The organism is Streptomyces cinereospinus (assembly GCF_042430725.1).
Classification (GTDB): domain Bacteria; phylum Actinomycetota; class Actinomycetes; order Streptomycetales; family Streptomycetaceae; genus Streptomyces; species Streptomyces cinereospinus.
On the sequence record NZ_JBHMCY010000009.1, the window covers coordinates 19,872 to 39,940 of the forward strand.

The 20,069-nt window shown below is 71.9% G+C and carries 20 protein-coding genes and 1 pseudogene; 6 read left to right on the plus strand and 15 right to left on the minus strand.

The genetic code is table 11. The features are described 5' to 3' along the window. Positions 1 to 179: 179 nt before the first annotated feature. The 4 genes and pseudogenes from ACFF45_RS06740 to ACFF45_RS06755 all read right to left on the minus strand — a co-directional run bounded on the left by ACFF45_RS06740 (position 180) and on the right by ACFF45_RS06755 (position 5,046). Positions 180 to 894: pseudogene (locus ACFF45_RS06740) on the minus strand (cation efflux transmembrane domain-containing protein). Between the two features lie 2 nt (positions 895 to 896). After that, on the minus strand, positions 897 to 1,232 hold the full coding sequence (locus tag ACFF45_RS06745) for an ArsR/SmtB family transcription factor (RefSeq protein WP_381343235.1): 336 nt from the start codon (positions 1,230 to 1,232) through the stop codon (positions 897 to 899). A 315-nt stretch (positions 1,233 to 1,547) separates the two neighbouring features. After that, a complete protein-coding gene (locus tag ACFF45_RS06750; protein ID WP_381343238.1) occupies positions 1,548 to 2,888 on the minus strand; it encodes a class I SAM-dependent RNA methyltransferase in 1,341 nt (446 codons plus the stop codon). 109 nt (positions 2,889 to 2,997) lie between these two features. Beyond that, positions 2,998 to 5,046, minus strand: a complete 2,049-nt coding sequence (locus ACFF45_RS06755) for an APC family permease (RefSeq protein ID WP_381343241.1) — start codon at positions 5,044 to 5,046, stop codon at positions 2,998 to 3,000. Positions 5,047 to 5,432: 386 nt separating this feature from the next. Between ACFF45_RS06755 and ACFF45_RS06760 the strand changes: the two genes are divergently transcribed. Together ACFF45_RS06760 and ACFF45_RS06765 are read left to right on the plus strand one after the other, a co-directional pair. Continuing rightward, positions 5,433 to 6,104 carry a potassium channel family protein gene (locus tag ACFF45_RS06760; RefSeq protein WP_381343244.1) on the plus strand — a complete coding sequence of 224 codons (672 nt, stop codon included), beginning with the start codon at positions 5,433 to 5,435 and terminating at the stop codon, positions 6,102 to 6,104. Next, positions 6,104 to 6,781: a potassium channel family protein gene (locus ACFF45_RS06765; RefSeq protein WP_381343247.1), complete on the plus strand. Its 678-nt coding sequence runs from the start codon at positions 6,104 to 6,106 to the stop codon at positions 6,779 to 6,781. The genes ACFF45_RS06760 and ACFF45_RS06765 overlap by 1 nt, the downstream gene beginning before the upstream one ends. 73 nt (positions 6,782 to 6,854) lie before the next feature. On the opposite strand, the gene ACFF45_RS06770 is transcribed toward ACFF45_RS06765, so the two are convergent. The 5 genes from ACFF45_RS06770 to ACFF45_RS06790 all read right to left on the minus strand — a co-directional run bounded on the left by ACFF45_RS06770 (position 6,855) and on the right by ACFF45_RS06790 (position 10,156). Then, entirely contained in the window at positions 6,855 to 7,577 is a 723-nt protein-coding gene (locus tag ACFF45_RS06770) for a DUF3159 domain-containing protein (RefSeq protein WP_381343250.1), read from the minus strand. Between the two features lie 3 nt (positions 7,578 to 7,580). Further along, on the minus strand, positions 7,581 to 7,979 hold the full coding sequence (locus ACFF45_RS06775) for an OB-fold nucleic acid binding domain-containing protein (protein ID WP_105968602.1): 399 nt from the start codon (positions 7,977 to 7,979) through the stop codon (positions 7,581 to 7,583). A gap of 281 nt (positions 7,980 to 8,260) precedes the next feature. After that, entirely contained in the window at positions 8,261 to 9,022 is a 762-nt protein-coding gene (locus ACFF45_RS06780; protein WP_381343253.1) for a DUF3710 domain-containing protein, read from the minus strand. A gap of 1 nt (position 9,023) precedes the next feature. Continuing rightward, a complete protein-coding gene (gene dut / locus ACFF45_RS06785; protein WP_381343255.1) occupies positions 9,024 to 9,575 on the minus strand; it encodes a dUTP diphosphatase in 552 nt (183 codons plus the stop codon). After that, on the minus strand, positions 9,572 to 10,156 hold the full coding sequence (locus tag ACFF45_RS06790) for a PaaI family thioesterase (RefSeq protein ID WP_381343258.1): 585 nt from the start codon (positions 10,154 to 10,156) through the stop codon (positions 9,572 to 9,574). Before ACFF45_RS06790 ends, dut begins: the two co-directional genes overlap by 4 nt. A gap of 58 nt (positions 10,157 to 10,214) precedes the next feature. Here ACFF45_RS06790 and ACFF45_RS06795 point away from each other — a divergent pair, with 58 nt between their 5' ends. Further along, on the plus strand, positions 10,215 to 10,682 hold the full coding sequence (locus ACFF45_RS06795; RefSeq protein ID WP_381343260.1) for a DUF3093 domain-containing protein: 468 nt from the start codon (positions 10,215 to 10,217) through the stop codon (positions 10,680 to 10,682). Positions 10,683 to 10,892: 210 nt separating this feature from the next. On the opposite strand, the gene ACFF45_RS06800 is transcribed toward ACFF45_RS06795, so the two are convergent. The 4 genes from ACFF45_RS06800 to ACFF45_RS06815 form a co-directional block, all read right to left on the minus strand. Continuing rightward, positions 10,893 to 11,831: a hypothetical protein gene (locus ACFF45_RS06800; RefSeq protein ID WP_381343263.1), complete on the minus strand. Its 939-nt coding sequence runs from the start codon at positions 11,829 to 11,831 to the stop codon at positions 10,893 to 10,895. Between the two features lie 13 nt (positions 11,832 to 11,844). Further along, positions 11,845 to 12,141, minus strand: a complete 297-nt coding sequence (locus tag ACFF45_RS06805; protein ID WP_381343265.1) for a DUF4193 domain-containing protein — start codon at positions 12,139 to 12,141, stop codon at positions 11,845 to 11,847. 392 nt (positions 12,142 to 12,533) lie between these two features. Then, positions 12,534 to 13,766 carry a sensor histidine kinase gene (locus ACFF45_RS06810; protein ID WP_381343268.1) on the minus strand — a complete coding sequence of 411 codons (1,233 nt, stop codon included), beginning with the start codon at positions 13,764 to 13,766 and terminating at the stop codon, positions 12,534 to 12,536. Positions 13,767 to 13,772: 6 nt separating this feature from the next. Then, the gene (locus tag ACFF45_RS06815; protein ID WP_007385219.1) at positions 13,773 to 14,426 is read right to left on the minus strand and encodes a response regulator transcription factor; all 654 of its coding nucleotides are present in this window, start codon (positions 14,424 to 14,426) and stop codon (positions 13,773 to 13,775) included. Between the two features lie 468 nt (positions 14,427 to 14,894). On the opposite strand from ACFF45_RS06815, the gene ACFF45_RS06820 reads away from it, so the two are divergent. After that, positions 14,895 to 15,068, plus strand: coding sequence for a hypothetical protein (locus ACFF45_RS06820; protein ID WP_381343271.1), 174 nt, complete (start codon positions 14,895 to 14,897; stop codon positions 15,066 to 15,068). Between the two features lie 118 nt (positions 15,069 to 15,186). On the opposite strand, the gene ACFF45_RS06825 is transcribed toward ACFF45_RS06820, so the two are convergent. Both ACFF45_RS06825 and ACFF45_RS06830 read right to left on the minus strand, forming a co-directional pair. Next, positions 15,187 to 16,002, minus strand: a complete 816-nt coding sequence (locus tag ACFF45_RS06825; RefSeq protein ID WP_381343470.1) for an inositol monophosphatase family protein — start codon at positions 16,000 to 16,002, stop codon at positions 15,187 to 15,189. An 8-nt stretch (positions 16,003 to 16,010) separates the two neighbouring features. After that, positions 16,011 to 17,138 carry a ferrochelatase gene (locus tag ACFF45_RS06830; protein ID WP_381343273.1) on the minus strand — a complete coding sequence of 376 codons (1,128 nt, stop codon included), beginning with the start codon at positions 17,136 to 17,138 and terminating at the stop codon, positions 16,011 to 16,013. A gap of 285 nt (positions 17,139 to 17,423) precedes the next feature. Here ACFF45_RS06830 and ACFF45_RS06835 point away from each other — a divergent pair, with 285 nt between their 5' ends. Next, complete coding sequence (locus ACFF45_RS06835; RefSeq protein WP_381343276.1) at positions 17,424 to 18,662, plus strand: MFS transporter; 1,239 nt, start codon at positions 17,424 to 17,426, stop codon at positions 18,660 to 18,662. Then, the gene (locus ACFF45_RS06840; protein WP_381343279.1) at positions 18,622 to 19,941 is read left to right on the plus strand and encodes a D-arabinono-1,4-lactone oxidase; all 1,320 of its coding nucleotides are present in this window, start codon (positions 18,622 to 18,624) and stop codon (positions 19,939 to 19,941) included. The genes ACFF45_RS06835 and ACFF45_RS06840 overlap by 41 nt, the downstream gene beginning before the upstream one ends. The last annotated feature ends 128 nt before the right edge of the window (positions 19,942 to 20,069 follow it).

The window sequence follows — 20,069 nt, forward strand, 5'->3', positions numbered from 1 at the left end:
GCCGGCCTCAGCTCGGGTGTCGTGCTCGCGCATCCACGTTATGCAGACCTGCCGCCCGCGAACCGTCCGGCATTGCACCGGACCGGGCGGTGGCCGGACCTCTGATCAGCGTCTCCGACGGACACCCCCGGACCCGGTGACACCACCCCCCAGGTCATGCCTTCGACAGGGGGACACAGTCATGCCGAGCCCGGAGGCCAGCGGCCCTCTTGCAGGACCGCGAAGAACATAACGGGGGCGGGGACTGCGGCGGGCGCGCAGCAACCCTTGCCCTGCCAGGCGTCCCGGCCTTTCCCTCACCGCGATTGCGGCGATCACGAGGGCGGCGATCGGGTCGGCCCAGGACCAGCCGAGGGTGGCGTTAAGCACCAGACCGACCAGCAGCACGGCGGACAGGTAGGTGCACAGCAGCGTCTGCTTGGAGTCCGCGACCGCGGAAGCGGAGCCGAGCTCACGGCCGGCCTTGCGCTGGGCGGCCGACAGGAACGGCATGATCGCCAGCGACAGAGCCGCGATGACGATGCCCGGGATCGAGCGGTCCGCCTCGCCGGAACCGGTCAGCGCGCGGACCGCGTCGAAGGCGACGTATGCGGCGAGGGCGAAGAAGGAGACGGCGATGACCCGCAGGGTCGTCTTCTCCCGCGCCTCACGCGTGGCGTGCTCGCGGGCGGAGAACTGCCAGGCGACCGCGGTCGCGGAGGAGACCTCGATGACCGAGTCGAGGCCGAAGCCGATCAGGGCCGTGGAGGAGGCGATCGTGCCGGCGGTGAGGGCGACGACCGCCTCGATGACGTTGTAGGTGATGGTCGCGGCGACCAGCAGCCGGATCCGGCGGGCGAGGGCCTCACGCCGGGCGGGACCGGGGCCCAGGGATATGGATATGTCCGCGCTCACGCTCAGCAGCAGCCCTTCGTCCCGGCGTCCGCGCAGGACCGGTCGGTCTCCACGGCCACCACCGCGGTCCGCAGGTCGTCCAGCGCGTGCCCGAGGCGCTCGTCGGCCAGCTCGTAGCGGGTGCGGCGACCGTCGGGGACGGCAACGACCAGACCGCAGTCACGCAGACACGCGAGATGGTTCGACAGCCGGGTCCGCGAGACACCGAGAGCGTCGGCAAGGTCGGCCGGATAGGCCGGCGCCTCACGCAGGGCGAGCAGGATCCGGCAGCGGATCGGGTCCGCGAGTGCCCGGCCGAATCGGGTCAGCGCGTCGAGGTCGGTGGCGAGTTGCAGCATGGCCATCACAATACACAGAATCCTGAACTCAGGTAATCGTGAACCATGATGGCGGTGCACCACGGGCGACAACCCGGGACCTCGCTCAGTGACGGGCCATCAGGGCGAGCGTCAGCTGAGCGTCAAGACTGCCGCGCCGTGGGCACGGGGATTGCCGCGCCACCCGCGCGGGCACACCGCACCACCTCCCGGCCCACAGGCGGCCCCCCAGGTCAGACAGTGTTCGCCGCACACACGGCACGCTTCACGTCGTGCACTTCGGGGAACAGGTCGAGAACAACCGGCCACACCTGCAGAGCGCAACAAAACCGCAGGTCAGATCCCCTTCATGGCGGGCTCAAGAATCGCGACGCACTCCACGTGCGACGTCATCGGAAACAGATCGAACACCCGCAGCGTCCGCACCCGGTACCCCCCGTCCCGGAAGTACCCGATGTCCCGGGCCAGGGCCGCCGGGTCGCACGCCACGTACGCGATCCGCCGGGCCCCCAGCGACGCCAGGTGCTCCACCGTCCGGCGTCCCGCGCCCGCCCGCGGCGGGTCCAGGACGATGAGGTCGGCCTCGGTGATCCCCGTGCGCGGCAGGACCGACTCGACCTTGCCCTGCTCGATCCGCACCCGGTCGAAGCCGGCGAGGTTGTGCCGCGCGTCCTCCACCGCCCGCTTGCCGGACTCGATGCCGAGGACCGCGCCCGACTCGCCGAGCCGGTCGGCCAGCGCGCCCGCGAACAGGCCCGCCCCGCAGTACAGGTCCAGCGCCATCTCGCCCTTGCGCGGCAGCAGGCCCTGCATCACGGCCGTGACCAGGGTGTCGGCCGCCTTCGGGTGGACCTGCCAGAAGCCCCCGGAGCCGACCCGGTAGGTCCGCCCGTCGGCGCGCTCCCGGACGAAGGGGCGCCCGTGGACGCGGTGCACGCCGCCGTCCTTCTCACCGACCCGCATCACCGACACCGGCCGGTCCAGTTCCACGATCGGCAGCCGCGCCCCGGGCCGCGGTGTGAGGATCACCTGCCGGTCCTGCGACCCGCTCGCCGCGATCGCCTCGACCGACGCCATGCCGGGCCACTCGCGCTTCTCGACGCCCAGCTCGCTGACGCCCTCGGCCGCGATCATGCAGTGGTCGATCGGCTCCACCTCGTGCGAGCGGTGCCGGCGCAGACCCGCGCGCCCCGCGCCGTCCACGGCGTACTGCACCCGCGTCCGCCACTGCGGCACCTGCCCCGCCGGCAGCTTGTCGCCCTCGGCCGGCATCACCGTGCCGTCCCAGCCCGCCTCCTCCGGCGTGAGCCCGGCGAGCCGCCGCAGCTGCTCGGCGACCACCTCGCCCTTCAGCCGCCGCTGCGCCCCCGGCCTGGCGTGCTGCCAGTCGCAGCCGCCGCACCGGCCGGGCCCGGCGTAGGGGCAGGGCGCCTCGATGCGGTCCTTGGACGCCGAGAGCACCTCGACCGCGTCCGCCCGCAGGAACCGGGCGTCCTCCTCGCCCTCGGTCACCCGGGCGACGACCCGCTCACCGGGCAGCGCGTGCCGGACGAACAGCACCTGCCCCGACTCGGTCCGCGCGATGCAGTGCCCGCCATGGGCGACGGGGCCGACCTCGACCTCGTACTCCTCCCCGACGAGCGATCCCACCTGCGGTTTCTTCGGTTCTGCCTGCATGGCGGGGGCGCTCCAGATACGAGAGGGGGTACGACCGGACAACAGCCCACCAGTCTACGTGCTCCCCCGCCCGCCGACGCCCAGCGCCGGCGCGCGGGCGGCGGCCCGCTCACTCCTTGCCGCTGGGCTCCCGGGGGCGCTCCTGCGCCGGCCCGCGCCGCACCGACCCGGGCGCGTTCCACTCCTGCCGCTTGCGGGCCCGCTTCTTGGCCACCTCCGACGACGCCAGCTGGTAGGGCACCGACGTCACCATCACACCGGGCGTGAACAGCAGCCGGCCCTTCAGCCGCAACGCGCTCTGGTTGTGCAGCAGGTGCTCGTACCAGTGCCCGACCACGTACTCCGGGATGATCACGGACACCACGTCCCGCGGCGACTCCCGCCGCAGGCTCTTCACGTACTCGATGACCGGCCGCGTGACCTCGCGGTAGGGCGAGTCCAGCACCTTCAGCGGTACGTCGATCCCGCGCCGCTCCCACTCCGCGTGCAGTGCCTTGGTGTCGGCCGGGTCGACGTTGACGCTGAGCGCCTCCAGGGTGTCCGAGCGCAGCAGCCTGGCGTAGGCCAGGGCACGCAGCGCCGGGCGGTGGATCTTGGAGATGAGGACCACCGAGTGCACCCGCGAGGGGCGGAGGCTGTCGTCGCTCGGGCCGTCGGGGGCGGCGAGTTCCTTGGCGACGTGGTCGTAGTGGCGGCGGATCGCGGTCATCGTCGCGTAGAAGATCACCATGCCGAGCAGCGCGACCCAGGCGCCGTGGGTGAACTTGGTGACCAGGACGACGACGAGGACCAGGGCGGTGAAGAAGGCGCCGAAGGCGTTGATCGCGCGGGAGCGGACCATGTGGCGGCGCTCGGCGGGGTCGGTCTCCGTGGCCAGATGGCGGTTCCAGTGCCGGACCATGCCGGTCTGGCTGAGCGTGAAGGAGACGAACACGCCGACGATGTACAGCTGGATCAGCCGGGTGGAGTCGGCCTCGTAGATCCACACCAGCAGGGCGGCGGCGCCGGCCAGCAGCACGATGCCGTTGGAGAAGGCGAGACGGTCGCCGCGGGTGTGCAGCTGGCGCGGCAGGTAGCGGTCCTGGGCGAGGATCGAGCCGAGCACCGGGAAGCCGTTGTACGCCGTGTTCGCGGCGAGGAACAGCACCAGCGCGGTGGCCGCCGCCAGCACGACGAACAGGAGGCTGCCACGGCCGAACACCGCCTCGGCGACCTGCGAGATGACCGGGTTCTGGACGTAGCCGGGGCCGACCGGCACACCGTTGTCGAGCAGGTCGTGGGCCGGGTTCTCGGCCATCCGCACGTCCGACGCCATGGCGAGGCCGATGATGCCGCAGAACATGGTGACGGCGAGCACGCCCATCAGCGTCAGCGTGGTCGCGGCGTTGCGCGACTTGGGCTTGCGGAAGGCCGGGACGCCGTTGGAGATCGCCTCGACGCCGGTGAGCGCGGCGCAGCCGGAGGAGAAGGCCCGCAGCAGCAGGAAGACCAGGGCGAAGCCGGCGAGCCCCTGCTGCTCGGGCTTGATCTCGAAGTCGGCCGTCGGCGCCCGCATGGTGTCGTCCAGCACCAGACCGCGGAAGGAGCCCCAGGCGATCATGATGAAGACGCCCGCGACGAAGACGTACGTAGGGATCGAGAAGAGCGTGCCCGACTCCTTGACCCCGCGCAGGTTCATCAGCGTCAGCAGCAGGATCACGGCCATCGCGCAGAGCACCTTGTGCTCGACGACGAACGGGATCGCCGAGCCGAGGTTCTCGATGCCGGAGGAGATGGAGACGGCGACGGTCAGCACGTAGTCGACCAGCAGGGCGCTGGCGACGGTGAGCCCGGCCTTGGGGCCGAGGTTGGTGGTGGCGACCTCGTAGTCACCGCCGCCGCTCGGGTACGCGTGCACGTTCTGCCGGTAGGAGGCGACGACCGTGAACATCAGCAGGACGACCGCGGCGGCGATCCAGGGGCTGAAGTGGTAGGCCGACAGGCCCGCGATGGACAGGACCAGAAGCACCTCGCCGGGCGCGTACGCCACGGAGGAGAGCGGGTCGGAGGCGAAGACGGGAAGTGCGACGCGCTTCGGCAGCAGCGTCTCGCCCAGCCGGTCGCTGCGCAGTGCGCGCCCGATCAGGATCCGTTTGGGCACGTCGGTCAGTTTGGACACAACAGAGGATCGTATGCCTTCGACCTGGAAGTCGCCCACCAGCCTCCCCGCATCTGCCCCCCGGGTGAAAAACCCGGCAGGTCAGGCCAGGGGTCCGGCGGGCGCCGACATCTTCATGCCTATATGACAAAACCTTCGTCGTGTGACCGCTCCCCGACCTGCTGGAGGCTCCATGCCCGCGACCGCAGAGCTCATCGGCGCCACCGCCGCCCTGGTGGGCCTCGGCATCCTCACCGTCCTCAGTGTCTGGAGCATCAGCCGCCGTTGATCAGGGGCGAAACCGTGCACGGGGGTCCCCGCCGCGGACCGCGCGTGTGTAGCTTGGTCAGCGGTCTGAGACCCTGTTTCAAGCCAAGTCAACATCTCCTGACCTCGGAAGGACGGTCGTGCACATCGTCATCATGGGCTGCGGCAGAGTGGGGTCCGCTCTCGCCCAGACCCTGGAGCAGCAGGGGCACACGGTCGCCGTGATCGACCAGGACCCCACCGCCTTCCGACGACTGGGCTCCTCGTTCGGTGGCCGCAGGGTCACCGGTGTCGGCTTCGACCAGGACACCCTGCGCGAGGCGGGCATCGAGGAGGCCGGCGCCTTCGCCGCGGTCTCCAGCGGCGACAACTCCAACATCATCGCCGCCCGGGTGGCCCGCGAGATGTTCGGCGTGGAGAACGTCGCGGCCCGCATCTACGACCCCCGCCGTGCCGAGGTCTACCAGCGCCTCGGCATCCCGACCGTCGCCACCGTCCGCTGGACGGCGGACCAGATGCTGCGCCGGCTGCTGCCGTCCGGGTCGGAGCCGCTGTGGCGCGACCCCACCGGCGGCGTCCAGCTCGCCGAGGTGCACGCCTCCAGCGCCTGGGTCGGCCACAAGATCAGCAGGCTCCAGGAGGAGACGGGGGTCCGGGTGGCGTTCCTCACCCGCCTCGGCGAGGCCATACTGCCCACCTCGCAGACGGTGCTTCAGGAGGGCGACCTGGTGCACGTGATGATGCGCAGTGACGATGTGGAGAAGGTCGAGGCGGCGTTCGCCGAGGGGCCCATGACGGGAGGCGGTCACTGATGCGCGTCGCCATCGCCGGAGCCGGCGCGGTCGGCCGGTCGATCGCCGGTGAGCTGCTGGAGAACGGCCACGAGGTGCTGCTCGTCGACAAGGCGCCGACCGCCATCTCGGTCGAGCGCGTCCCGCAGGCGGAGTGGCTGCTCGCCGACGCCTGCGAGATCACGTCCCTGGACGAGGCGGCGCTCCAGCGCTGCAACGTCGTGATCGCCGCGACGGGCGACGACAAGGTGAACCTGGTCGTCTCCCTGCTGGCCAAGACGGAGTACGGCGTCCCGCGCGTCGTCGCCCGCGTCAACAATCCCAAGAACGAGTGGCTGTTCAACGAGGCCTGGGGCGTCGATGTCGCGGTCTCCACCCCGCGCCTGATGTCGGCCCTGGTCGAGGAGGCGGTGAGCGTCGGCGACCTGGTCCGCCTGCTGCGCTTCAGCCACGGCGACGCCAACCTGGTGGAGCTGACCCTGCCGGACGAGTCGGCCCTGGCCGGCACCCAGGTCGGCGACGTGGAGTGGCCCGAGGACACCTCACTGGTCACCATCATCCGGGGCACCCGCGTGCTCACCCCGACCCAGGAGGACTCCCTGGAGGCGGGCGACGAACTGCTCTTCGTGGCCGCGCAGGCCCGTGAGGAGCAGCTGGAGGACCTGCTGTCGGTCCGCCGGGAGCACCCGGCCGACTGAGGCCGTCCGTCCCACGACGAGAGGGGGCGCCCTGCGGTCCGCAGGGCGCCCCCTCTCGTCGACGGTCCGGCGCCTACCCGGCCGAGGACCGGGCCTCGGCCTCGCGGCGCTTCTCCTCCGCCTCCATCTCGGCGAAGACATCGATGGGCGGCGGCGCCTTGGCCAGGAAGACCCAGGTCAGCCATACCGCCAGCAGGAAGGGCGGGATCTTCAGCGCGACCAGCACCCAGCCGAACTGGGTGGTGTCGGCCCACCAGTACAGCGGGAAGAGGATCGCGGACTTGGCGAGCAGGATCAGGCCCCACGCCCAGCTCGCCTTGGCGTAGGCCTTCTTGCGGCCCGGGTTGCGGGTGCGCCAGGAGAGGTTCTCCTTGAAGACCGGGCCGAGCATCAGGCCGATCAGTGGGACACCGGCCAGCGCGGTGATGATGTACGCCAGCGCCAGGCCCAGCGTGTAGAGCATGCCCGGCAGGTAGAAGTCCTTGGCGTCGCCGGTCATCATCGCGAAGACGACACCGAACGCGACGCCGAAGACACCGCTGAAGGCGTGCTTCGCGGTGTCCCTCATGACCAGGCGGACCACGACGAGCAGCAGGGACACGCCCAGCGCGGCGAGCGCCGACAGGTGCAGGTCCTTGTTGATCGTGAAGATGGACACGAAGAGGAGGCCCGGCACCACCGTCTCGATCATGCCCCGCACGCCGCCGAAGGCTTCGAACAGCGCGGCCTCCGTCACTGCCCGGGCTTCGTGCTCCGTGTCTTCGGTGTGTTCAGTCGGCTTGTCGAGCGACGTCACCGGCTACTCCCGTCCGAGGGGTCTCAGTTCGTACTTGGGGTTGAACAGCACCCGGCGGCCCCGGCTCATCGAGATCCGGCCCGATGCGATCAGCTTGCGCCCCGGTTCTATCCCAACGATGGAGCGCCTGCCGAGCCACACCACGTCCAGTGCGGCGGAGCCGTCGAACAGCTCGGCCTCCAGGGCCGGGACGCCCGCGCGCGGACGCAGCGTGACCGTGCGCAAGGTACCAGTAACCGTGACGATCTGCCGGTCATGGCAGTCACCGATGCGCGTACAGCCCGCGGTCTCGGCGTCCTCCCGCAGTTCCTCGGACTCCAGGTCCTCCTGCGACGAGGAGAGCCGGTCGAGCATGCGCCGGAACCGGCCCACCGGCTTTTCGGAACGAGGAACAGCACTCATGTCTGAAGCCTACCGGGGTGACTGACAGCAACCTACCCCCCGTCTCGTACCCCGGTGCCGCCGCCCGAACCGGCCCGCCGGTCCCCTCTCACCACTCGAACCGGTGGTCCGTCCCGGGCTCCGTGACGCGGTGCCGCGGACGCGAGAGGTCCGCCCCCCGGCTTCCGCCGCGGCTGCGCCGTGGACACCCGCAGGCCCGCCCCGTGCGGCGACGAGGGCCGCACCCCACCCGGGGTACGGCCCTCGTCGGTTCTGCCGTTGTCTCGCCGCTGTCCGCCGTCTCAGCGGACCTCGGTGATCTCCGGTCCGCGCTGGAGCTGGCCCATGCCGCCGGAGAAGCGGGAGCCCTGGTCGTCCTGCTGGACGCCCTCGGGGACCATCTGCGCGTCGTTCGGCAGCTTGAGGACGATGGGGTCGCGGGGCGCCATCGGTCCCTCGCCGCGGACCACGACCGTGTCCCGGAAGACGTTCTCCAGCAGCCCGGCCGCCTGCGGCTGCACCGCGCCCTGACCCGAGATCACACCGCGCAGGAACCAGCGGGGCCCGTCCACGCCGACGAACCGGACGACCTGGAAGCCGCCCGTGCCGTCCGGCAGCTGCACCGGCACCTGGGCCCGCAGCTCCCAGCCCAGCGGCCCCTCGACCTCGTCGACGATGCCGCCCTGCTGGGTGATGCCGGCGGCGATCTCCTCGCGGACCTCGCCCCAGATGCCCTCGCGCTTGGGCGCGGCGAAGGCCTGGAGCTGGACGGCGCTGTCCCGGAGCACGACGGTCGCCGCGACGATCGCGTCACCCGCGACCTCGACCCGCAGCTCCATGCCGTCCACGCCCGGCACGAACAGCCCGCCCAGGTCCACCCGGCCCTCGGCCGGGTCGCGCACCTCGGTGCTGTCCCACGGCCCGTCGGGACGCGGCCCCGGCTCCAGCCGCACCCGCTCGCGACCGACCTCGTCGTCCGCCTCAGCGTCGACGCTGTCGACGACCTGCTCGGCCTCGCCGGCCGCGTCCTCGGCGGCACCCTTCTTCTTGCGACGTCCGAACACGTCACTGTCCTTCCCGGTCGGATACGACCGCAGCGTATCGATTCCCACCCGCCTTGCCGCCGACGGCGGCATGACCGCTTGTGCCGCCCCCGTCGCCCACCGCGGCATGGCCGCCGGTGGACCCGAAGCCCCCCTCGGCCCGCGCCGAGCCGGGAAGCTCCGCCACCTCCTGGAAGCGGACCCTCTCGACCTGCTGGACGACCAGTTGGGCAACCCGGTCGAAGCGCTCGAACCGCACACTCTCGCGCGGGTCGAGATTCACCACGATCACCTTGATCTCCCCACGGTACCCGGCATCAACCGTCCCCGGGGCATTCACGAGGGCGACACCGCAGCGGGCGGCGAGACCGGAGCGTGGGTGCACGAAGGCCGCGTACCCCTCGGGCAGCGCCACAGACACCCCGGTGGGCAGCACGGCCCGTTCGCCGGGCGCGAGCTCGCACGCCTCGGTGGTGCGCAGATCGGCACCCGCGTCACCGGGGTGCGCATACGCCGGGAGCGGTACGTCCGGGTCGACGCGCCGGACGAGCACGTTCAGGGGGGCGCGGCTCACGGGTTCACCTCGAAGGCGCGGGCGCGCCGGATCTGGTCCGGGTCGCTCATGGCGGCCCGGATCTCCTCCGCGCGGCCGTGGTCGACGAAGTGGTCGATCCCGACCTCTATGAAGAGCGCGTCGGCACGGACCGCGACGGGGCCGTCGGGAGCGCCGACGCGGCCGGTCGCGGTCGAGTAGATCTTCCGCCCGGCCACCGCGGTCACCTCGGCCGCGAGGTGCAGCGTGGTGCCCACCGGCACCGGCCGGACGAAGTCGGTCTCCAGCCGGCCGGTCACGGCGATGGTGTGCAGCAGCCAGTTCAGCGAGCCGAGCGTCTCGTCCAGGGCGGTGGCGAGCACCCCGCCGTGCGCGAGGCCGGGGGCGCCCTGGTGTTCCGGCCGGACGGTGAACTCGGCGGTGATCGACACCCCTTCGCCGGCCCGCGCCGCCAGGTGCAGCCCGTGCGGCTGTTCGCCGCCGCAGCCGAAGCACTGGCCGTAGTGCGCGCCGAGGAGTTCGCCGGGCGCGGGCGCGTCGTCGTGCCGCACCGGCTTCCGTGCGCCGGCGGGGGGTGTCAGAACCGGGGATGTACCACTCACAGGCGCAGACCTTACCCGCGCGTCGGGGACCCACGGACACCGTGCCAAGCTTGACGTCATGCAGCTCTCCGCCACCCCGTACGAAGAACGCCTCACCGCGCCCCGCTCCTGGTGGCTGATCAGTCTCCTGGTCGGTCTCTCGTTCGCCCTGATCCTGCTGCCGTTCGGCACGCTGCCGCTGCTGGGCGGCCTGGTCGGCGGCACGGCCGCGGCGGCGGTGGTGGCCAGTTCGTACGGCTCGGTGCGGATCCGGGTGGTGGGCGGCTCGCTGGTCGCGGGCGAGGCGAAGGTGCCCGTCACGGCGCTGGGCGAGGTGGAGGTCCTCGACCCGCAGGAGGCCCGGGCCTGGCGCACGCACAAGGCCGACACCCGCGCCTTCATGCTGCTGCGCGCCTACGTCCCCACGGCGGTGCGGGTCGAGGTGACCGACCCCGTGGACCCGACGCCGTACCTGTACCTGTCGACGCGCGAGCCGCAGCGGCTGGCGGAGGCGATCAGGACGGCACGGGAAGCGGCCGCGGCCTGATCCGCCCGACCCGGACGGCAACCCTCCGAACGACCGGCCCGCGAGCGGCAGGCCTTCCGACGGCAACCCTCCGAACGGCCGGCCCGCGAGCGGCAGGCCTTCCGACGACAGGCCTCCGGACGGCAGACCCTCGAAGCGCGGCGCCCGGCCCGCAGGTCCTCGGACCACAGCGCCCGGGGCCGCCGGGTGCGCCCACCGGAGCTCGGCCGCTCAGCGCCCGAGTTCCTCCTGCCGGCCGACGTCCATCGGCAGCGCGTCCGCGGGCCGCTCCAGGGGCGGCAGCTCGGTCAGCCGGTCCCAGGGCACCTGCATCCTGCGCAGGTCCGCCCGGATGCGCGCCGCGAGCTTCTTGGTGTCCCGCCGGTTCATGACGGCGCCGACCGCGGCCCCGACCATGAACGGCATCAGGTTCGGCAGGTTGCGCACCATGCGCTTCATGATCTGCTGGCGCAGCTCGCGCTTCACCGGCCGGCCGAGCGCGGAGTTGATCGAGGCCGGCTTCATGGGGTCGACCCCGCGCTCCTCCGACCAGGACTTGATATAGGCGCTGCTGCGGTCCATCACGTTGCCCGCCGGCCGCACGCCGTAGACCTCGTGGAGCTCGGCGATCAGCTTCAGCTCTATCGCCGCGACGCCGGTGATCTCCGCGGCCAGTTCCGCGGGCATCGCGGGCGGTACGGGAAGCATCGCCGCGGCCCCCACACCCGCGCCGACCGTCGCCGAGGCGTTGGCCGCGCCCGCGACGAGCTTGTCGGCGATCTGTTCGGGGCCGAGGCCCGGGAACTGCTTGCGCAGCGTCGCCAGGTCGCGTACGGGGATGCGCGGGGCGAGATCGATGATCCGGTCGGCGAGGTATCCGAGACCCGCCCTGGCGTGTCCGCCGCCCTTGCGGACGCCTTCCCTGGCCAGCTCTGTGGCCCTGTCCCGGATCACCGCAGCCCGCCGCCTGGCGGCGGGCGCGGGACCGTGAGCCGGCACCGGGAGTTCAGCCCGGTCACCGGCCGGTTCGAGCGAGGCCGGCTCCGTGGGGACGGGTCCCGTACCGGAGGAGCCCCGCTCGTCGTCACGCACGCCCTGAGGGCCGTCGGACGGCCCCGAGTCCGCTCCCCAGGGGAAGCGGCGCTTCCGAGGTGGGGTCGAGCCAGTCACGGCCGACCCCGCCTCAGTCGCAGTCGCGGCAGATCGGCTGACCGTTCTTCTTCCGGGCCAGCTGGCTGCGGTGGTGTACCAGGAAGCAGCTCATGCACGTGAACTCGTCCTGCTGCTTGGGCAGCACACGGACGGCCAGTTCCTCGTTCGAGAGGTCGGCGCCGGGCAGTTCCAGGCCTTCGGCGGCCTCGAACTCGTCGACGTCAACGGCCGAGGCGGACTTGTCGTTCCGCCGGGCCTTCAGTTCTTCCAGGCTGTCCGAGTCGACGTCGTCGTCGGTCTTGCGTGGGGTGTCGTAATCGGTGGCCATGTCGCTCTCCCCCTCCGGGTGTCTGCGGTGTCTCCAGCGCACGTAACGCGTGAGAGGCCGGACTTGTGCCCGACCCGAGGCGGAGATTTTGCCTCACATCAAGGTCTGTTACTCAATCGACACCCAACCGGACTCCTCACGAGTGATCGGCTTGGATGGCGATCGGGACCGTACACGGTCCGAATGTCGCACTTCAAAGGGGTCCCACCGTGTACTTCCCGTGATCAAGCCGCTGGAAAACCCGGATTTTCCGGGCTTTCCGGCCGGTCACATGATCACGGAGAGTGGATAGCCGGAAAATCGCCCTTGTGATCGATCACACATGAAGCCACCGGACGGGTTCCCCGAAAGTTCCGCGCAAAGCGAACATCCCCGGGTGTGTCGCCGAACGGTCAGATCGGGAAGGTGACACGCATCACGAGCCCGCCTCCCTCCCGCGGCCGCGCCGCGATGTGCCCGCCGTGCGCGCGGGCCACGGACCGGACGATGGACAGGCCCAGGCCGACGCCCTTGTCGCTGCCGGTGCGCTCCGTGCGCAGCCTCCGGAACGGCTCGAAGAGGTTGTCGATCTCGTACGCCGGCACCACCGGCCCGGTGTTCGCGACGACCAGGACGGCCTGACCGTGCTGGATCTCGGTGGTGACCTCGACCCAGCCGTCCTCGGGCACGTTGTACCGGACCGCGTTCTGCACCAGGTTCAGCGCGATCCGCTCCAGCAGGACGCCGTTGCCCTGGACGACCGCCGGCGCGCGGGTGCCGCGGATCCGCACGCCCTTGGCGTCCGCCTCGCCGTGCACCTGGTCGATCGCCTGCGAGGCGACCTCGGCGAGGTCCACGGGCTTGCGTTCGACGATCTGGTTGTCGCTGCGGGCGAGCAGCAGCAGGCCTTCCACGAGCTGCTCGCTGCGCTCGTTGGTGGCCAGCAGCGTCTTGCCCAGCTGCTGGAGCTCCACGGGCGCGTCCGGGTCGGACAGGTGCACTTCCAGGAGCGTGCGGTTGATCGCCAGCGGGGTGCGCAGCTCGTGGGAGGCGTTGCCGACGAAGCGCTGCTGGGCGGTGAAGGCCCGCTGCAGCCGCTCCAGCATGTCGTCGAAGGTGTCGGCCAGCTCCTTGAGCTCGTCGTCCGGGCCGTCCAGCTCGATCCGCCGGGACAGGTCCGACCCGGCGACCGCGCGGGCGGTGCGGGTGATCCGGCCGAGCGGCGAGAGCACCCGGCCCGCCATCGCGTACCCGAAGGCGAAGGCGATCACGGCAAGACCGAGGAGGGCCAGCAGGGAGCGGCTGAGCAGGTTGTCCAGGGCGTGCTGGCGCTGTTCGTTGACGCAGGCGTTCATGGCCTGGTTGAGCTCGTTCGCGGTCGGCGAGCCCGGGAAGTTGCAGGTCTCGCTCGCGACCTGGCCGGAAAGGATCTTGAAGGGCAGGTCGCTGCCCACGTTCATGGCGTTCGCGGCGAGCAGGTAGATGATCGACAGCAGCACGATGCCGGCGATCAGGAACATGCCGCCGTACAGCAGCGTGAGCCGTATCCGGATGGTCGGCCGCAGGAGCGGGAAGGGGGGTGCCGCCTTCCTGGGGTCCCAGGTGGGTTTCGGGGGCGCCTGGGGAGGCGCGGGGTGCGTGGCCACCGGTGATCAGATCCGGTAGCCGGAGCCGGGCACGGTCACGATGACGGGCGGCTCGCCCAGCTTCCGGCGCAGGGTCATGACGGTCACGCGCACCACGTTGGTGAACGGGTCGGTGTTCTCGTCCCAGGCCTTCTCCAGCAGCTGCTCGGCGGAGACGACGGCGCCCTCGCTGCGCATCAGGACTTCCAGGACGGCGAACTCCTTCGGCGCGAGCTGCACCTCCTTGCCGTCCCGGAAGACCTCGCGGCGGTTCGGGTCGAGCTTGATGCCGGCCCGCTCCAGGACGGGCGGCAGCGGCACGCTCGTGCGGCGGCCCAGGGCCCGCACGCGTGCGGTCAGCTCGCTGAAGGCGAAGGGCTTGGGCAGGTAGTCGTCGGCGCCGATCTCCAGGCCCTCGACCCGGTCGCTGACGTCGCCGGACGCCGTGAGCATCAGCACGCGCGTGGGCATGCCCAACTCGACGATCTTGCGGCAGACGTCGTCGCCGTGCACCAGGGGCAGATCGCGGTCGAGCACGACCACGTCGTAGTCGTTGACGCCGATGCGCTCCAGGGCGGCCGCACCGTCGTACACGACGTCGACGGCCATGGCCTCCCGGCGCAGTCCGGTGGCCACCGCATCGGCGAGCAGCTGCTCGTCCTCGACGACGAGTACGCGCACGTCGCTAGTCCTTCCTGTGTCCACCCGCGGCGCGTTTCGGGGCGCGTGCGAGCAGGGGTCTTCGGGGGTGTGTGACCTCCATCCTGCCCTTTTCGGCCATAAGTCGGCAGTAAGGCGGTGGCGGGCGGCGGGCGCGGACCCCGGGCGGCCTGGGCGGTCGCGGCGGCGGGCGCGGCAGGCGGCACCGCGGGAAACGTCGCGGGATCCGGGAAGGCCAACTTTTCTGCCGTGGTTGAGGTTTCTGCGGGAGAGAGCGGGGGGAGGACGGTTTACACCCCGCGATCACGCTCTGCTTGTGCCGCAGCACCATGCGGTACGCCGCGGTCCGCTTCCGCAGAGTGGGCGTGGGTGTCCGGCACCGTCGCCGCCCGGCAGGGCTGTGCTGGGCACCCATGGGAGACGTGATCGCCCCTTCCGAACGGCACATCCCGTGCCATCGACCCACGACCCAGGACGAGGGGGCGCAGCATGGACGCATTCACCGCAGGACTTCTGCAGCGCATAAGGGCGACCGAGTCCGACCTGACGCGGGCCCGGAGCGAGGGCGACGACTTCCTCGTCGAGGTGGAGCAGGGTGAGCTCGACGACCTGCACCGTCTCGCCGCCGAACACGGTGTGGAAGTCGGCGCGCCGAGCGTCTGACCCGTACGAGACCCGCACCGGAGGCGCACGAGGACGGTACGGGACCAGTGCGACGGCGGGCCCCCGGCGACTTTCGTCGCCGGGGGCCCGTTCCTGCTGCGGGCGGCTTCCGGGCGGCTCAGTCGTGCCAGGCGCCGAAGTCCTCCAGGAGCCGCTGGAGGGGCTGGAAGACGCCGGGGGTGCCGGCCACCGTCAGCTCGCGTGACAGGCGCTGTGCCGGGCGTCCACCGGTCAGGGCGCCCGCCTCCCGGGCGATCAGGTCGCCGGCGGTGTAGTCCCAGGCGTTGAGTCCGCGCTCGTAGTAGCCGTCGAGGCGGCCGGCGGCGACGTCGCACAGGTCGACGGCGGCGGACCCGCCGCGCCGGATGTCCCGGACGAGCGGGACCAGTTTCCGGACGACTTCGGCCTGGTGCGTGCGGACCTCGGTGACGTAGTTGAAGCCGGTGGAGATCAGGGCCTGGTCCAGCGGCGCGGACGGGCGGCAGGCCAGCCTGCGCTCGCCGTCCCACGCTCCGGTCGCCCAGGCCCCGCCGCCGCGCACCGCGTGGTAGGTCTCGCCGCGCATCGGCGCCGCGACCACGCCGGCCACGGTCTCCCCGTCCCGCTCGGCGGCGATGGACACCGCCCAGGTGGGCAGCCCGTAGAGGTAGTTCACCGTGCCGTCGAGCGGGTCGATCACCCAGCGGACACCGCTGCTGCCCTCACTGGAGGCGCCCTCCTCGCCGAGGAAGCCGTCGTCGGGGCGCCGGTCGGAGATCAGGTCGGTGATCAGCTTCTCCGCCGCGATGTCCATCTCGGTCACCACGTCGACGGGGCTGGACTTGGTGGCGGCCACCGCGAGGTCGGCCGGGCGGCCGTCCCGCAGCAGCTCTCCGGCGCGGCGGGCGGCCTCCTGGGCGAGCCGCAGCAGGTCCAGGTGGTGGGCGTCGGTCACGGGGCTCCTCATGCGTAGGGACTGTCGGCGCCCGCGGCGGCGGGGCGCGGGGCGCGGGCCGGGCAGCAGCCCACCGGGCACAGGTCGTGGCTCGGGCCCAGCGCGCCCAGGGCGCACGGCGTGACCTGCCGGCCCCGCTCCGTGGCGGCCCGCTCCAGGACGAGGTCGCGGATCGCGGCGGCGAACCGCGGGTCGTCACCCACGGTGGCCGAGCGGCGCACCGGCAGGCCCAGTTCCTCGGCCTTGGCCTCGGCCTCCGTGTCGAGGTCGTAGAGGACCTCCATGTGGTCGGAGACGAAGCCGATGGGGGCCATCACGACGGCCGGGACGCCCGCGGCGTGCCGCTCCTCCAGGTGGTCGCAGATGTCGGGCTCCAGCCACGGGATGTGCGGGGCGCCGGAGCGCGACTGGTAGACGAGCTGCCAGGGGTGGTCGACGCCGGTGCGCTCGCGGACGGCGTCGGCGATCAGCCGGGCGACGTCCAGGTGCTGCCTGACGTAGGCGCCGCCGTCACCGTGCTCCTCGACCGGGCCGGAGGTGTCCGCGGCGGAGGTCGGGATCGAGTGCGTCGTGAACGCGATGTGCGCGCCGTCCCGGACGTCCTCGGGGAGGGCGGCGAGGGACCGCAGCACGCCGTCGGCCATGGGCTCCACGAAGCCCGGGTGGTTGAAGTAGTGCCGCAGCTTGTCGATCTTCGGCACGTCCAGGCCCTCCGCCTCCAGGGCGGCGAGCGAGTCGGCCAGGTTCTCGCGGTACTGGCGGCAGCCCGAGTACGAGGCGTAGGCGCTGGTGGCGAGGACCAGGACGCGGCGGCGACCGTCACGGACCATCTCCCGCAGGGTGTCCGTGAGGTACGGCGCCCAGTTGCGGTTTCCCCAGTACACCAGCAGGTCCAGGCCGTGGTCGGCGAAGTCCTTGCGCAGGGCGTCCAGCAGGGCGCGGTTCTGGTCGTTGATCGGGCTGACTCCGCCGAACAGGAAGTAGTGCTGCCCGACTTCCTTGAGGCGTTCCGTGGGAATGCCGCGCCCGCGGGTCACGTTCTCCAGGAACGGGACCACGTCGTCCGGCCCCTCGGGGCCGCCGAACGAGAGCAGGAGCAGGGAGTCGTAGGGGGTGGCATCGAGCGCGTCTGGCATGACTCCGATCCTGCCACCCGGCACCGACAGTGAGGTAATGGCGGGGTACCGCACGGGTGCGCGGCCGCCCGTGGCCGTGGGCCGCCGCCCGCCCGGGTGACCGCCCGCCGCCCGCCTCGGTGATCACCCGCCCGCCGAGGCGAACCCGCGGGTGCGTTAGGGTCACCTAACTCGTAAGCTGTATGGGCCACCTTCACGCCTTACTCCTCAGTAGCCGAGCCGTGCCGCGCCCCGCCGCGCCGGCGCCGGCGACCTCGCCGCCCTTCCGACCCGCCCGGAGACCCAGTGCCCAGCCCCTACCGCGCCCTGTTCGCCGCTCCCGGCTCCAAGGGCTTCTCCGCCGCGGGACTCCTCGGCCGGATGCCGCTGTCGATGATGGGCATCGGCGTGGTCACGATGGTCTCCCAGCTCACCGGGCGGTACGGGCTCGCGGGCGCGCTGTCGGCCACCATCGCGCTGGCGGCGGCGGTGGCGGGCCCGCAGGTCTCCCGGCTGGTCGACCAGTACGGGCAGCGCCGGGTGCTGCGCCCGGCGACGCTGCTGGCGCTGGCCGCGGCGGCGCTGCTGCTGCTCGCCGCGCACTTCCGGTGGCCGGACTGGGTGCTGTTCCTGGCCTGCGCGGGCATCGGGTGCGTACCGAGCGTCGGCGCGATGATCCGCGCCCGCTGGGCGGAGCTGTACCGGGGCACGCCGCAGTTGCACACCGCGTACTCCTTCGAGTCAGTGGTGGACGAGATCTGCTTCATCTTCGGGCCGATCATCTCCATCGGCCTGTCCACCGCCTGGTTCCCCGAGGCCGGCCCGCTGCTGGCCGCCGGCTTCCTCGCGGCCGGCGTCTTCTGGCTGACCGCCCAGCGGTCCACCGAGCCCGCCCCGCACCCGCGCGAGCGGCACGGCGGCGGCTCCGCGATGCGCTCCCCCGGCCTCCAGGTGCTGGTGACCACCTTCGTGGCCACCGGCGCGATCTTCGGCGCGGTGGACGTGGTCACCGTGGCCTTCGCCGACGAGCAGGGCCACAAGGGAGCGGCGAGCGTCGTCCTCGCGGTGTACGCCCTGGGCTCCTGCGTGGCGGGGGCCGTCTTCGGGCTGCTGCGCTTCAAGGGGGCGCCCGAACCCCGCTGGCTGCTGGGCGTGTGTGCGATGGCCGTGAGTATGATCCCCCTCCTACTGGTCGGAAACTTGCCGTTTCTGGCCGTGGCGCTCTTCGTCGCGGGCCTGTCCATCGCTCCCACGATGATCACGACGATGTCCCTGATCGAGGAGCACGTACCCCGCGCGCAACTGACCGAGGGCATGACCTGGGTGAGCACCGGGCTGGCAGTGGGGGTCGCCCTCGGCTCCTCCGCGGCCGGCTGGGTGATCGACGCGGCCGGCGCGCGTGCCGGGTACGGGGTTCCGGCGGTGGCCGGGGCCGTCGCGGTCGCGGTCGGTTTCCTCGGTTACCGCCGGCTCAAGCGGCCGGCCCCGGGTCGGGGAGGCACCGTTGAGCAGCACAGCGAGCGGGAGGAACGGCACGTGGCGTAACTGGGGCGGCACTGTCGCCGCCCGCCCGGCGCGGGAGGTCGCGCCCGCCTCCGTGGAGGAGCTGGCCGACGCGGTGCGGCGGGCGGCGGAGGACGGCCTGCGGGTGAAGGCGGTCGGCTCGGGGCACTCCTTCACGTCCATAGCGGTCACGGACGGGCTGTTGATCCATCCTCACCTGTTGACCGGCATCCGCCACATTGACCGGGAGGCCGGCACCGTCACGGTGGAAGCGGGCACTCCGCTCAAGAGACTCAACGTGGCCCTCGCGCGCGAGGGGCTGTCGCTGACGAACATGGGCGACATCATGGAGCAGACCGTCTCGGGCGCCACCAGCACCGGCACCCACGGCACGGGCCGCGACTCCGCCTCGATCGCCGCCCAGATCCGGGGCCTGGAGCTGGTCACCGCCGACGGCTCGGTGCTCACCTGCTCCGAGCGGCGGAACCCGGACGTCTTCGCGGCCGCCCGGATCGGCCTCGGCGCCCTGGGCGTCGTCACCGCGGTCACCCTCGCCGTCGAGCCGCTCTTCCTGCTCACCGCGCGCGAGGAGCCGATGACCTTCGACCGGGTCACCGGTTCCTTCGACGAACTCTGGGCCGAGAACGAGCACTTCGAGTTCTACTGGTTCCCGCACACCGAAAGCACCCACACCAAGCGCAACAACCGCAGCGCCGGCCCGGAGCGCCCGGTGGGGCAGGTCAAGGGCTGGTTCGAGGACGAATTCCTCTCCAACGGCGTCTTCCAGGTGGCCAACCGGGTGGGCCGCGCGGTGCCGGCCGCCGTCCCCGCGATCGCCCGGATCTCCAGCAGGGCCCTGTCCGCGCGCACCTACACGGACATCCCGTACAAGGTCTTCACCTCCCCGCGCCGGGTGCGGTTCGTGGAGATGGAGTACGCCGTCCCGCGCGAGGCGGCCGTGGCGACGCTGCGCGAGCTGAAGGCCATGGTCGACCGCTCGCGGCTGCGGATCAGCTTCCCGGTCGAGGTGCGCACCGCTCCGGCCGACGACATCACGCTGTCCACGGCGTCGGGCCGGGACACCGCGTACATCGCCGTCCACATGTTCCAGGGCACCCCCCATCAGGCGTACTTCACCGCCGCCGAGCGGATCTTCACCGCGCACGAGGGACGGCCGCACTGGGGCAAGGTGCACACGCGGGACGCGGAGTACGTCGCCGGGGTCTGGCCGCGCTTCGGCGAGTTCACGGCGCTGCGGGACCGGTTGGATGCGGAACGGCTGTTCCAGAACGACTACTTGCGCCGGGTGCTGGGGTCGTAGCGGACGCGCCGGGCGTCGGGGCCGAGGCCGGCTCGTCCCCGGTGTCCGTCCCGTTCCCGCCGCTCGCGCTCGCGCCGGGCGCCGGCGTCGAACCGCCGGTCGTGGTGGCGCCGCTCCCGGCCGGGGCG